The organism is Pseudomonas furukawaii (genome assembly GCF_002355475.1).
GTDB classification, from domain to species: domain Bacteria; phylum Pseudomonadota; class Gammaproteobacteria; order Pseudomonadales; family Pseudomonadaceae; genus Metapseudomonas; species Metapseudomonas furukawaii.
Genome location: NZ_AP014862.1, coordinates 337928 through 350945, shown reverse-complemented (window position 1 = coordinate 350945; position 13018 = coordinate 337928). Strand labels below are relative to the sequence as shown.

Below are 13018 nucleotides of genomic sequence, written 5' to 3'. Positions count from 1 at the left end.
TGTTTGAACCGACTGCGCAAGCCCTCGCCGCCAACCGGGCGACCCTTTGTCGCACCCGGCCGGTCAGGTGCGAAAATGATCCAGGTGCCCGTTCAGTTCCTGCACTTCCCCCTGAATGCGCTGGCTGGCCTGCATCACGCTGTGGGCGTCATCGCGGCTGCGCTCGGCCAGGCTGGAGATTTCCGTCACCCGCTGGTCGATATCCTGGGCCACCTGGCTCTGCTCCTCGGCGGCGGTAGCGATCTGGGTATTCATGGCGCTGATGCTGTCCACCGCCACGACGATGCTGCCCAGCACCTCGCTGGCCTGCTCGATATGGCTGAGGTTCTCGCTCACCAGGCGGTTGCTGTCCTGCAGCGCGGACACCGCCTGCTGGGCGCCGTCCTGCAGGCGCTGGATCATGGCCTGGATCTCGCCGGTGGACTGCTGGGTGCGGCTGGCCAGGGTGCGCACCTCGTCCGCCACCACGGCGAAGCCACGCCCGGCCTCGCCGGCCCGCGCCGCCTCGATGGCGGCGTTCAGCGCCAGCAGGTTGGTCTGTTCGGCGATGCCGGTGATCACCTCCAGCACCTTGCCCACGCCTTCGGTCTCGTCCCGCAGGGCATTCATCTGCCCGGCGCTGGCGGCCATCTGCGTGGACAGGGCGCCGATCAGCAGGGAGCTGCGCTGCACCGCCTGCTGCCCGGCCTTGGCACAGCCATCGGCATTGCGCGCCGACTCGGCGGCGTGGGCCGCGTGGCGGGCCACTTCGGCGACCGTGGCGCTCATCTCGTTCATCGCGGTGGCCACCTGGTCCAGGTTCTCGTGCTGCAGGCGCACGCCGTCGCTGGCGGCTTGGGCGGCCGTCACCACGGTGTCCACATGCTGGCGGGTATGGCCGCCGGTTTCCTTCACCTGCCCCAGCAGGCCACGCACCTGCTCGCGCATCAGGTTGTAGCCGGCGACGATGCGGCCGATCTCGTTGTCCTGGCGCTGGCCCACCAGGGGCTGGGTGAAATCCCCCTGCCCCACCCGGGTCAGCGCGCCCTCCAGTTCGCCCAGGCGATGGATCAGCGGACGCAGGCCGAACTGCCGGCCCAACACCACCAGCAGGAGAATGCCGATCACGCAGGCGAAGGCCAGCCACATCTGCCGGCGCTGGGAGTTCTCGGCATGGGCGGCCATCAGGCCCACCGCCTTGTTCATCTCCCTGAGCAGGTTCAGGGAGGCGGACTCCAGGGTGGCCAGGTCACCTTCGCCCCGTTCCAGTTGCGGGCGGAAGGCGGCCCAGAGCTGCCCCACCTGGCGCATCTGCCGGGCTATCGCCGGCTCCTGGAGGGCGCTGATGTTGCGCGCCGGGTTGCCCTGCAGCAGGTCGCGGTGGGCCTGGTCGAACTGGGCGATGGTGGCGTCCAGGGTGGCGCGGGGGATGGCGCCCTGGCGCAGCAGCAGCGCTTCCTTGGTCATCTTCTGGCTGAGCATGCGCTGGGCACCGGCCACGTTGATGGTCTCCGGCGACACCGACATGCTGAGGTAGAGCGCCACCGAGGCGGTGACCGCCAGCAGGAACATCAGCGCATAGGAGAAGAGGAACTGCTGGTTGAGGGTACGCAGCCCGACGGAACGGAGCAGCGAATCGAAGAGGGACGTGGCGGACATGGGAGCCTCCTGGCCGAACAGGCCCCGGACGGCACATCCCGGGGCTCCGGGTTGCACAGCAAGAAGGCGGCCAGGTCAGGGCGGCGGCGGGTTGCCGGGAAAATGCCGGGCGCGACGCCCCGTTTCGGGTCGGGCGAGCCCGCGACACGCACCAGGATCGAGCACGCACGAAGGGGAGAAAATCCTTGCGGGCGATCCCGTTGCGCCCATCCAGACGCGGGGCGACGGAAAACCTTGGGCTCGCCCGTCGGCGCCGCTATAATTCGCCGGTTTCAAACGGCCGGCGCTGCCCGGCCGTTCCCGCCTCCCTTCCGAGGGGCGCTGCAGCAGGCACGGCCTGTCAGGCTCGGAAGGGGCGTTGCATAACGCATCAACGGCGCCCATTCGCACACTACGAATGGAGACTCACGCATGAGCGCTGTCATGACGCCTGCCGATTTCACCGACTACAAGGTCGCCGACATTTCCCTGGCCGCCTGGGGCCGCCGCGAGCTGATCATCGCCGAATCCGAGATGCCCGCCCTGATGGGCCTGCGTCGCAAGTACGCCGCCAGCCAGCCCCTGAAAGGCGCGAAGATCCTCGGCTGCATCCACATGACCATCCAGACCGGCGTGCTGATCGAAACCCTGGTCGCCCTGGGCGCCGAAGTGCGCTGGTCCTCCTGCAACATCTTCTCCACCCAGGACCAGGCCGCGGCCGCCATCGCCGCCGCCGGCATCCCGGTGTTCGCCTGGAAGGGCGAGACCGAGGCGGAGTACGAGTGGTGCATCGAGCAGACCATCCTCAAGGACGGCCAGCCCTGGGACGCCAACATGGTGCTGGACGACGGCGGTGACCTGACCGAGATCCTGCACAAGAAATACCCCCAGATGCTGGAGAAGATCCACGGCATCACCGAAGAGACCACCACCGGCGTGCACCGCCTGCTGGACATGCTCAAGGCGGGCACCCTGAAAGTCCCGGCGATCAACGTCAACGACTCGGTCACCAAGAGCAAGAACGACAACAAGTACGGCTGCCGCCACAGCCTGAACGACGCCATCAAGCGCGGCACCGACCACCTGCTGTCCGGCAAGCAGGCCCTGGTGATCGGCTACGGCGACGTGGGCAAGGGTTCCGCCCAGTCCCTGCGCCAGGAAGGCATGATCGTGAAGGTCTCGGAAGTCGACCCGATCTGCGCCATGCAGGCCTGCATGGACGGCTTCGAAGTCGTCTCCCCCTACAAGGACGGCCTCAATGACGGCACGCCGGACAGCATCGACGCCGCCCTGCTGGGCAAGATCGACCTGATCGTCACCACCACCGGTAACGTCAATGTCTGCGACGCCAACATGCTCAAGGCGCTGAAGAAGCGCGCCGTGGTGTGCAACATCGGTCACTTCGACAACGAGATCGACACCGCCTTCATGCGCAAGCACTGGGCCTGGGAAGAGGTGAAGCCCCAGGTGCACAAGATCCACCGCACCGGCAATGTCGGCTTCGACCCGCTGAATGACGACTACCTGATCCTGCTGGCCGAAGGCCGCCTGGTGAACCTGGGCAACGCCACCGGCCACCCGAGCCGCATCATGGACGGCTCTTTCGCCAACCAGGTGCTGGCCCAGATCCACCTGTTCGAGCAGAAGTTCGCCGACCTGCCGGCCGACGAGAAGGCCAAACGCCTGACCGTGGAAGTCCTGCCCAAGAAGCTGGACGAGGAAGTGGCGCTGGAAATGGTGAAGGGCTTCGGCGGCGTGGTCACCCGTTTGACCCCGCAGCAGGCCGACTACATCGGCGTCGACGCCTCCGGCCCGTTCAAGCCGGACACCTACCGTTACTGACAGCCCCAGGCTGCGGCCCGCGCAAGCGGACCGCAGCCTGCCGCTGGAACGAGACCGCTTTCCATGTCCCAAGACCGTCGTTACAGCTTCGAGTTCTTCCCCGCAAAGACCGAAGCCGGCCACGAGAAACTGCTGGCCACCGCTCGCAACCTGGCGAGCTGCAAACCCGATTTCTTCTCCTGCACCTACGGTGCCGGCGGCTCCACCCGTGATCGCACCCTGCAGACCGTGCTGCAGCTGGACGGCGAGATCCAGGTGCCCACCGCGCCGCACCTGTCCTGCGTCGGCGACAGCAAGGCCGAACTCCGTGCCCTGCTGGCCCACTACAAGGATGCCGGCATCCAGCGCATCGTCGCCCTGCGCGGCGACCTGCCCTCGGGCATGGGCATGGCCAGCGGCGAGCTGCGCCACGCCAACGACCTGGTGGCCTTCATCCGCGCCGAGACCGGCGATCACTTCCACATCGAAGTGGCCGCCTACCCCGAAGTGCACCCCCAGGCGCGCAACTTCGAAGAAGACCTGAAGCACTTCGTGAACAAGGTGAACGCCGGCGCCAGCAGCGCCATCACCCAGTACTTCTTCAACGCCGACAGCTACTTCTACTTCGTCGAGCGCGCGCGCCGGCAGGGCGTCGAGATCCCGATCGTGCCGGGCATCATGCCCATCACCAACTACAGCAAGCTGGCGCGTTTCTCCGACGCCTGCGGCGCCGAGATCCCGCGCTGGGTGCGCAAGCAACTGGAGGCCTACGGCGACGACGTGGCCAGCATCCAGGCCTTCGGCGAGCAGGTGATCACCGAGATGTGCGAGCGCCTGCTTCAGGGCGGGGCCCCGGGCCTGCACTTCTACACCCTGAACCAGGCCGAACCCAGCCTGGCGCTCTGGCGGAACCTCAAGCTGCCGCGTTGAGTGCATGGAATGACGAAGGCCGGGCCTGTCCCGGCCTTTTTCATTCCGGCGCCCGCTCGCACCGCACGTCCGCCCGGCGAAAGCCTGAACCGGCTCACACTCGACCCAAGGCTCACTACCCAGGGCCTTTCCGTCCACGTAATCTGGCTAGATGCCAGTAGCCAGACTGCTTCTCCTCACCCTGCTCGCCTGCCTGGGCCTCGCCGCCCGGGCGGAGCCCCTGCGCATCGTCAGCGAGCCCTGGGCGCCCTACGTCTACGAGGAGCACGGCGAGATCCGCGGTCTCGACTACGAGGCCAGTGCCGAAGTCTTCCGGCGCCTGGGCGTCGAGGTGGAATGGAGCCTGCAACCCTGGAAACGCTGCCTGATGGAACTGGAAAGCGGCCAGGCCGATGGCGTGCTGGACATCTTCCACACGGACGAGCGGGAAAGCTGGATGGTCTACCCCGCCGAGCCCCTGTCGAAGGTCGAATTCGTGCTCTTCCATGACCGCCAGCGCCCCTACCCCTTCAACCGCCTGGACGACCTGCGCGGTCTCAAGGTAGGTGTTTCGCCGGGCTACTGGTACGCCGACCCGCAGTTTCGCACCTCGCCCCTGTTCACCCGCGAAGCCGCGCCAACCCATGAAGCGAACCTCGGCAAACTGGTGCGCGACCGTGTGGACCTGGTGGTGAACGACCGCCTGGCCGGGCGCTTCCTGATCCACAAGATGGGCCTTGCCGGAAAGGTGGGCGAACACGCCAGGGTGATCAGCCGCGACCGCCTGTACCTGTCCTTCCGCCGGACACCGGAGCTGGAGCGCCTGGCCGGGCGGTTCTCCGCAGAGCTTCTACGCTTCAAGCAGGAGCCCGCCTACGCTCAGTTGAAATCCCGCTACCAGGCCACCGCCGCGTCGCTGGATGGCAACCGTTGAGCGCAGGAAGGGCTGTACAACGCTGCGGAGCTGTTATACTCGCCCGGCCATCAGGCTTACGCCCGGACGCTGAGCACCCACTTCGCCAGCAGGACCGGTCGGGATCGCAGGCCTTTGCCGTGATTCAAGCCAGGCACGACTACCCTATCGGGCCAGCCCCCTAGCACTACACAGGATCTCCCATGTCCTTTGCCTCCCTCGGTCTCTCCGAGGCATTGGTCGGCGCCGTCGAGGCCGCCGGCTACGCCCAGCCCACTCCCGTGCAACAGCGGGCCATTCCCGCCGTGTTGCAGGGTCGCGACCTGATGGTCGCGGCCCAGACTGGTACCGGCAAGACCGCCGGTTTCGCGCTGCCCATTCTGGAGCTGCTGTTTCCCGACGGGCACCCCGACAAGTCCCAGCGCCACGGCCCACGCCAGGCCCGCGTCCTGGTCCTGACCCCGACCCGCGAACTGGCGGCCCAGGTCCACGACAGCTTCCGCCTCTACGCCCGGGACCTCAGCCTGAACAGCGCCTGCATCTTCGGCGGTGTCGGCATGAATCCCCAGATCCAGGCGCTGTCCAAGGGCGTCGACCTGCTGGTGGCCTGCCCCGGTCGCCTCCTGGACCTGGCCGGCCAGGGCAACGTCGATCTCTCCCATGTGGAAATCCTGGTGCTCGACGAAGCCGACCGGATGCTCGACATGGGCTTCATCCACGATGTGAAGAAGGTCCTCGCCCGGCTCCCGGCCAAGCGCCAGAACCTGCTGTTCTCGGCGACCTTCTCGAAAGACATCGTCGAACTCGCCAACAAGCTGCTCCATGACCCCGAACGCATCGAAGTGACCCCGCCGAACACCACGGTGGAGCGCATCGAGCAGCGCGTATTCCGCCTGCCCGCCAGCCATAAGCGGGCCCTGCTGGCGCACCTGATCACCCTTGGCGCCTGGGAACAGGTGCTGGTGTTCACCCGCACCAAGCACGGCGCCAACCGCCTGGCCGAGTACCTGACCAAGCACGGCCTGCCGGCTGCGGCGATCCACGGCAACAAGAGCCAGAACGCACGCACCAAGGCCCTGGCCGACTTCAAGGCCAACGAAGTACGTATCCTGGTGGCCACCGACATCGCCGCCCGTGGCCTGGACATCGACCAGCTGCCCCATGTGGTGAACTTCGAGCTGCCCAACGTCGAGGAAGACTACGTGCACCGTATCGGCCGGACCGGCCGTGCCGGTCGTAGCGGGGAAGCGATCTCCCTGGTGGCGCCGGATGAAGACAAGCTGCTCAAGGCCATCGAACGCCTGACCAAGCAGAAGATCCCGGACGGCGACATGCTGGGCTTCGACCCCGCCAACGTCGAGGTGGAACGCCCCGAGGCGCGCCCGCCGAAGCCGGAGCGCCAGCCGCGCGCCAACAAGCCCAAGCGCGAGCCGAAGGAGAAGGACAAGGCCCCGGTCGCCCAGGGCGTCGCCGAGGGCCAGGACACCGAAGCCGGGTCCGAAGGTGGCGACGGCAAGCCGCGCAAGAGCCGCAACCGTCGTCGCGGCAAGGGCAAGGGCCAAGGCCAGGAACAGGGCCAGCAGCCGGCAGCCGCCCAGCAGAAGCAGCAGCCCCGCCAGCCGAAGCAGAAGCAGCCCAGGGCTCAGTCCCAGGGTGCCCCGCAATCGCCCGCCGACCGGGACCCGGAAGAGTTCCTCGACGATGAAGTCGATAACTTCGGCAACCGCGTCGACTACGTCAGCCCTTACCCACCCAAGGGCCAGGACCAGCGCAAGCGGCGCGGCGGCCAGGCCCCGGGACAAGGCCAACGCCAGCAGGGCCAGGGTCAGGGCCAGAACCGCAGCGGTGGCGGTGGCCAGGGCCGCAGCAACCAGGGCGGCAACCCGGGTCAGCGCCAGGGCGGACAGGGCGGCCAGAAACAGCGCCAGGGCAAGGCCGCAAAAGGTGGGCGAGGCAATGCGCCGCGCCGCGATGATCAACTGGTGAGCCGTGGTCGCGATGAGCCGGCCGTGCAGGATCCTCGCGCCAGCAAGCCTGCACCCAAGATCATCATGAAGGAGTCCCGCGCGGACCGCTTCCCGACGCCGGAGCAGCTGGAAGAACTGCAGCAACAGTCGCGCCCCCGTGGCGAGAAGCCGGCGTTGCTGACCCGCAACCGCTGAGTTCCTTCGCGTCCTGGAAACGCCGGCCTCGTGCCGGCGTTTTCGTTTCCAGGGATCACCGGACAGGGCCTCGCACCGACCGACGAACATCAGCACGCGACGATGAAAAACGCCGGCACAGGGCCGGCGTCTTGTGCAGCGGGGTTGGGCTTAGGAACGCACGCCCTCGAAGGAGATGATCAGCTCGGCTTCCTGGGAGGCCGGGCCAAGGTCCTTCTGGATGTCGAAGTCCTTCAGCTTGATGCGGGTGGAGCCTTCGAAACCGGCGCGGTAGCCGCCCCAGGGATCGCTGCCCTCGCCCACGAACGTGGCCTTGACCACCACCGGCTTGGTCACGCCGTTCAGGGTCAGGTTGCCGGTCACGTCGGCGGTGCCCTCACCGGTGGACTTCACCGAGGTGGACTCGAAGGTGGCGGTGGGGTTCTTGCTCACATTGAGGAAGTCGCCGCTCCGGATGTGCTTGTCACGCTCGGCGTGGTTGGTGTCCACGCTGGCGGTCTTCAGGGTCACCTTGACCTTGCTGGCTTCCGGGTTCTTGGCATCGAAGCTGAAGGTGCCGTCGAAGTCCTTGAAGGTACCGTAGATGTAGCTGTAGCCGAGGTGGCCGATCTTGAAGTTGACGAAGGCGTGCTGGCCCTCTTTGTCGATGGTGTAGTCGGCGGCCATGGCCTGGCCGGCGAAGAGGGCGGCACCCAGGGTCAGGGCGGCGAGGGATTTCTTCAGCATCGGTAATTCTCCTTGTTGAGAAGTTGCAGCGTTACTTGGCGGCGCGACCGAACATCCGGGTCAGGGTCGCGTCGCGATCGATGAAATGGTGCTTGAGTGCGGCCAGGGCATGGATGCCGGCGAAGATCAGCAGTCCCCAGGCGAGGTATTCATGAATGAGGCCCGCCACGTCCTCCTGGTCGGGGATGGCGGTCAGGGTGGCGGGCACCTCGAACAGCCCGAACACCTGGATGCCGCGCCCGTCGGCGGTGGAAATCAGGTAGCCGGAGATCATCAGGGCGAACAGGCCGACGTAGAGCACCAGGTGGCCGACCTTGGACCCCAGGCGCGTCATGGCGCCATGGTTGGGCAGGGCCGGAGGCGGCGGGCTGACGAAGCGCCACACCAGGCGAGCCAGCATCACCAGGAACAGCAGGATGCCGACGCCCTTGTGGATATCCGGGCCGGTCTTGTACCAGCTGCTGTAGTAATCGAGGCCGACCATCCACAGGCCAAGGCCGAACAGGCCGAAGAAGACCAGGGCCACGCCCCAGTGCAGGACGATGCTGACCAGGCCGAAGCGGGAGGAAGTGTTACGCCATTGCATGAAGGATTTCCTGGAAAGTGTCGGACCGGATGAACCCCACCGAACGGATCGACGCCGCCGTCATGGCTTCGGCTCGGGGAAGTATCGGGCAGGACGTCGGCCATCCGAGAGCGGCCCCGCACCAAAGGAGCGACGGACTCGGCCTGGCTCGAGGGCAAAGGGGTACGAAAGGGAGGGCAAGGGGGACATCCTGGAATGCGGTCCTGCTGAATGCGACCGATTTAGCCTAGCGGCAAATCTATCGAATAAAAGTGGAAAATTTCGCTTTGAAATATCGAGCAATACGATGCTTGCAAGGAAGCACGCCGCCAGGACCTTCAGTGACAGCCTGGACTGAAAGTTCCTCGGAAAGCTCCGAGCGACGGGGAAAGGGAGGACAGGCGGCGGAGCGCGCCACCGCCTGGAACCTGATCAGTCGAACAGGCGGGAGAAGAAGCCTTTCTTTTCTTCCCTGGCCACGGGCCTGGGCGCGGGCCTGGCTTCAGCGACCGTCTCCACCGGCCCGACCGACTTGCCGGCCTTGAGGTCGATGACCTGGGCGGCGGCGCGCTCGCCACTGCGCAGCGCCCCCTCCAGGGTGCCGGGATAGAGTGCGTCGGTGTGTTCCCCTGCGAACACGACGCGCCCCAGGGGTTGCTCCCAGAGGCGCCAGTAGAGGCTGATCTCGCCCGGGCCATAGGCCAGGTAGGCACCGCCGGCCAGGGCGTCCTTGCCATAGCGGCGCAGTTCGTAGCCCTTGAACTGCTCGCGGGCGCCCGGATAGAGCTTGTCGAAGCGGATCAGCACCTGGTCCACCATCTGCCGGTCACCGAAGGCCTGCATCAGTCGGGCGTTGTCGCCGGACAGGTTGACCAGCAGGTTGGCGCCGCCCTTCAGCGCCGGTTCGACCCAGAGCATGCCCAGGCCCTGGTCGCTGTAGACCTCGCCGGAGAGGCGGCTCTTGCCCCAGACGGGCTTCCTGAACTTCAGCAGCATCTGGTCGCGCCAGCCGTAGTTGATGTCCTTCAGGGCCTTGAGCTGCAGGGCGGAGAGGGAGGGGGTCTGGCTGATCCTGCCCAGTGCCGGCAGCGGCACGGCGAGCACCACGTAATCCGCCGTGTAGCCGGTCCCGCCCACCTTCACGGTGACGCCGTCCTTGTCCTGGACGATGGCGGAAACCCGGGCGTTGGTCTTGATGGTCTTCAACCGCTTGGCCATGGCCTGGGCCAGTACCTGGCTACCGCCGGGCAGGCGCGCGGAACGCATTTCGGTGTCCGGCAGGCCGCGATAGACCCGGGCCTGCTGGGCGAGATAGAGCAGCGACAGGCGCGAAGGCTCGTCATAACGGGAACGGATGCGCTGCTCCACCAGGGCCTTCGCGGTCGGCGGCAGGTTCAGCTTTTCCAGCCAGCGGGCCACGGTGATGGCATCCAGGCTCTGCAGGGTGTGGTTGGCCAGGGGCTTGAGCGGGTCCTCGATGGAGGCCGCCAGGTCGTCCAGGCTCTTGTCGAAGCGCTTCAGGCCCTCCAGGGTGCTCGGGGCCTCCTTCAGCAGGTCCGCCTCCGAGAAATAGCGGCCTGCCACGAGATAACCCGGTGTGCGCACGTAGTCGGGCGCGGGCACGGCCTTCACCTTGAACTGGTCCAGGTAGCGATAGAGGGTGGGTTGCAGCCTGGCGCTGCCGATCCACTCGCTGGTGGCCAGGGCGGAGCGGCCACCCAGGGAAGGCCTGGCTTCCAGCAGGGTGACCTGCCAGCCCTTCTGCTGCAGTTCGTAGGCCGAGGTGAGGCCGGCCATGCCGCCACCGATGACGATGGCGCTCGGTTGCTTGTCCTTGGCCAGCGCCGTCGCGCTGAGCCCTCCCACGATGATGAACGCCAAGGCGCGCCAGGCTGCAGGCATGAAGAATCTCCCGGTGAAGCGGTGCTGGTTCGAAAGTGGCGCGCAGGATACGCCAGCCCCGGATGCCGGGCCAGACGTGCCTCGGGAACGGCCGGGCGCGTCCCGCTTGTTCGACCCCGCGCCTTTGCATAGGCTTCGCCGATCGCCACAGGAGAACGACACATGGGCCTCAACGCCGACTGGATGCAACGCGACCTCGCCGTGCTCTGGCACCCCTGCACCCAGATGAAGGATCACGAACGCCTGCCGGTGGTGCCGATCCGCCGGGGCGAGGGTGTCTGGCTGGAGGATTTCGAGGGCAAGCGCTACCTGGATGCCGTCAGTTCCTGGTGGGTGAATGTCTTCGGCCACGCCAATCCGCGCATCAACCAGCGCATCAAGGACCAGGTGGACCAGCTGGAGCACGTGATCCTCGCGGGCTTCAGCCACCAGCCCGTGGTGGAGCTGTCCGAGCGGCTGGTGAAGATCACCCCCAAGGGCCTGGACCGGGTGTTCTACGCCGACAACGGCTCCTCGGGCATCGAAGTGGCGCTGAAGATGAGCTATCACTTCTGGCGCAACCAGGGCCTGGAACGCAAGAAGCGCTTCGTGACCCTGACCAACAGCTACCACGGCGAAACCGTGGCGGCCATGTCGGTGGGCGACGTGGCGCTGTTCACCGAGACCTACAAGTCGCTGCTGCTGGACACCCTCAAGGTGCCGAGCCCGGACTGCTACCTGCGCCCCGAAGGCCTGTGCTGGGAAGAGCACTCCCGGGCCATGTTCGCCCACATGGAGCGCACCCTCGCCGAGCACCACCAAGAGGTGGCCGCGGTGATAGTCGAGCCCCTGATCCAGGGTGCCGGCGGCATGCGCATGTATCACCCGGTGTACCTCAAGCTGCTGCGCGAGGCCTGCGACCGCTACGGCGTGCACCTGATCCATGACGAGATCGCCGTGGGCTTCGGTCGCACCGGCACGATGTTCGCCTGCGAACAGGCCGGCATCGCCCCGGACTTCCTGGTGCTGTCCAAGGCCCTGACCGGCGGCTACCTGCCCATGGCCGCGGTGCTCACATCGGAGACCGTCTACCAGGGCTTCTACGACGACTACCAGACCCTGCGCGCCTTCCTCCACTCCCACACCTACACCGGCAACCCGCTGGCCTGCGCCGCGGCCCTGGCGACCCTGGACATCTTCGAGCAGGACCGGGTGATCGAGCGCAACCGCGCGCTGGCCATGCGCATGGCCCAATCAACCGCCCACCTCGTGGATCACCCGCACGTCGCCGAAGTGCGCCAGACCGGCATGGTCCTGGCCATCGAAATGGTCCAGGACAAGGCCGCCAAGACGCCCTACCCCTGGCAGGAACGCCGTGGCCTCAAGGTCTTCCAGCACGCCCTGGAGCGCGGCGCCCTACTGCGGCCGCTGGGCAACGTGGTGTATTTCCTGCCGCCCTACGTGATCACCCCGGAACAGATCGACTTCCTCGCCGAGGTGGCCACCGAAGGCATCGACATCGCCACCCGCGATGCGGTGAGCGTGCCGGTGGCGGCGGACCTGCATCCGAACCATCGGGATCCGGGCTAGCGCAGTCCGACGCTGGAAGCCGGAAGCGCCTGGCGGGTAGACTTCCGGCTTTCAGCTTCCGGCCTCCAGCACCCCCTCTATGCGCCTCTCCCGCTTCTTCATCGACGCCCCGCTTTCCCTCGGCCAGCACGAACTGCCCGAAGCCCAGGCCCACTACATCGGCCGCGTGCTGCGCCTCGCCGCCGGCGACGCCGTGCAGCTGTTCGACGGCTCCGGCCAGGAGTTCCGCGGTGAACTGGTGGAGGTGGGCAAGAAGCGCGTGCAGGTGGAGCTGAGGGAGGCCTTCGCCGGCCTGGCCGAATCCCCCCTGAGGGTGCACCTGGGCCAGGGCCTGTCCCGTGGCGAGCGCATGGACTGGGCGATCCAGAAGGCCACCGAACTGGGTGCCGTCGAAATCACTCCGCTGGTCAGCGAACGCTGCGAGGTGCGCCTGAAGGACGAACGTGCCGACAAGCGCCTGGCCCACTGGCGCCAGGTGGCCATCAGCGCCTGCGAACAGTGCGGTCGCTCGGTGCTGCCGGTGATCCATGCCCCGGTCGCCCTGGCCGACTGGCAACGGCAGGTCGAGGCGGACCTCAAGCTGGTGCTGCACCCGGTGGCCGCCCCCCTGGCCAGCCATGCGCGCCCCGGCACCCTGGCGTTCCTGATCGGGCCGGAGGGTGGGCTTTCCGACACCGAGGTGGAGTCGGCCAAGGCCGCCGGCTTCCACGCGGCCCGCCTGGGCCCACGGGTACTGCGAACCGAGACCGCCCCGGTGGTGGCCCTCAGCGTGGCCCAGCAGCTCTGGGGCGATTTCTGACGCCAGATGAAGGATGGGTTGAGCTTGCGATACCC

At 67.0% G+C, this 13018-nt stretch carries 10 protein-coding genes and 1 riboswitch; of the genes, 6 read left to right on the top strand and 4 right to left on the bottom strand.

Annotated features, from left to right (window positions below):
* Nucleotides 1-63: 63 nt before the first annotated feature.
* Nucleotides 64-1638, bottom strand: a complete 1575-nt coding sequence (locus tag KF707C_RS01625; RefSeq protein ID WP_003455521.1) for a methyl-accepting chemotaxis protein — start codon at nt 1636-1638, stop codon at nt 64-66.
* 307 nt (nt 1639-1945) lie between these two features.
* A riboswitch (S-adenosyl-L-homocysteine riboswitch) is annotated at nt 1946-2027 on the top strand.
* A 22-nt stretch (nt 2028-2049) separates the two neighbouring features.
* On the opposite strand from KF707C_RS01625, the gene ahcY reads away from it, so the two are divergent.
* From ahcY to KF707C_RS01605, 4 genes are all read left to right on the top strand, one after another.
* Nucleotides 2050-3459, top strand: a complete 1410-nt coding sequence (gene ahcY / locus KF707C_RS01620; RefSeq protein WP_003455525.1) for an adenosylhomocysteinase — start codon at nt 2050-2052, stop codon at nt 3457-3459.
* Nucleotides 3460-3522: 63 nt separating this feature from the next.
* The gene (metF, locus tag KF707C_RS01615; RefSeq protein WP_003455528.1) at nt 3523-4368 is read left to right on the top strand and encodes a methylenetetrahydrofolate reductase [NAD(P)H]; all 846 of its coding nucleotides are present in this window, start codon (nt 3523-3525) and stop codon (nt 4366-4368) included.
* A gap of 151 nt (nt 4369-4519) precedes the next feature.
* Nucleotides 4520-5281: a substrate-binding periplasmic protein gene (locus KF707C_RS01610; protein ID WP_003455530.1), complete on the top strand. Its 762-nt coding sequence runs from the start codon at nt 4520-4522 to the stop codon at nt 5279-5281.
* Between the two features lie 182 nt (nt 5282-5463).
* Nucleotides 5464-7422: a DEAD/DEAH box helicase gene (locus KF707C_RS01605; protein WP_003455532.1), complete on the top strand. Its 1959-nt coding sequence runs from the start codon at nt 5464-5466 to the stop codon at nt 7420-7422.
* 150 nt (nt 7423-7572) lie between these two features.
* On the opposite strand, the gene KF707C_RS01600 is transcribed toward KF707C_RS01605, so the two are convergent.
* The 3 genes from KF707C_RS01600 to KF707C_RS01590 form a co-directional block, all read right to left on the bottom strand.
* Nucleotides 7573-8148, bottom strand: a complete 576-nt coding sequence (locus KF707C_RS01600; RefSeq protein ID WP_003455543.1) for a YceI family protein — start codon at nt 8146-8148, stop codon at nt 7573-7575.
* Nucleotides 8149-8179: 31 nt separating this feature from the next.
* Nucleotides 8180-8734 carry a cytochrome b gene (locus KF707C_RS01595; protein ID WP_003455546.1) on the bottom strand — a complete coding sequence of 185 codons (555 nt, stop codon included), beginning with the start codon at nt 8732-8734 and terminating at the stop codon, nt 8180-8182.
* 411 nt (nt 8735-9145) lie between these two features.
* Complete coding sequence (locus tag KF707C_RS01590) at nt 9146-10615, bottom strand: flavin monoamine oxidase family protein (protein WP_003455548.1); 1470 nt, start codon at nt 10613-10615, stop codon at nt 9146-9148.
* A gap of 162 nt (nt 10616-10777) precedes the next feature.
* On the opposite strand from KF707C_RS01590, the gene KF707C_RS01585 reads away from it, so the two are divergent.
* Both KF707C_RS01585 and KF707C_RS01580 read left to right on the top strand, forming a co-directional pair.
* Nucleotides 10778-12184 (top strand): adenosylmethionine--8-amino-7-oxononanoate transaminase, encoded by a 1407-nt coding sequence (locus tag KF707C_RS01585; RefSeq protein WP_003455551.1) that lies wholly within the window; start codon nt 10778-10780, stop codon nt 12182-12184.
* A 79-nt stretch (nt 12185-12263) separates the two neighbouring features.
* On the top strand, nt 12264-12983 hold the full coding sequence (locus KF707C_RS01580; RefSeq protein ID WP_003455553.1) for a 16S rRNA (uracil(1498)-N(3))-methyltransferase: 720 nt from the start codon (nt 12264-12266) through the stop codon (nt 12981-12983).
* Nucleotides 12984-13018 lie beyond the last annotated feature (35 nt).

Bases quoted from the DNA above. Each gene is read 5' to 3' on its own strand.
- KF707C_RS01595 (WP_003455546.1), bottom strand. From the start codon at position 8,734: ATGCAATGGCGTAACACTTCCTCCCGCTTCGGCCTGGTCAGCATCGTC.
- ahcY (WP_003455525.1), top strand. From the start codon at position 2,050: ATGAGCGCTGTCATGACGCCTGCCGATTTCACCGACTACAAGGTCGCC.
- KF707C_RS01600 (WP_003455543.1), bottom strand. From the start codon at position 8,148: ATGCTGAAGAAATCCCTCGCCGCCCTGACCCTGGGTGCCGCCCTCTTC.
- KF707C_RS01605 (WP_003455532.1), top strand. From the start codon at position 5,464: ATGTCCTTTGCCTCCCTCGGTCTCTCCGAGGCATTGGTCGGCGCCGTC.
- KF707C_RS01610 (WP_003455530.1), top strand. From the start codon at position 4,520: ATGCCAGTAGCCAGACTGCTTCTCCTCACCCTGCTCGCCTGCCTGGGC.
- KF707C_RS01625 (WP_003455521.1), bottom strand. From the start codon at position 1,638: ATGTCCGCCACGTCCCTCTTCGATTCGCTGCTCCGTTCCGTCGGGCTG.
- KF707C_RS01590 (WP_003455548.1), bottom strand. From the start codon at position 10,615: ATGCCTGCAGCCTGGCGCGCCTTGGCGTTCATCATCGTGGGAGGGCTC.
- KF707C_RS01585 (WP_003455551.1), top strand. From the start codon at position 10,778: ATGGGCCTCAACGCCGACTGGATGCAACGCGACCTCGCCGTGCTCTGG.
- metF (WP_003455528.1), top strand. From the start codon at position 3,523: ATGTCCCAAGACCGTCGTTACAGCTTCGAGTTCTTCCCCGCAAAGACC.
- KF707C_RS01580 (WP_003455553.1), top strand. From the start codon at position 12,264: ATGCGCCTCTCCCGCTTCTTCATCGACGCCCCGCTTTCCCTCGGCCAG.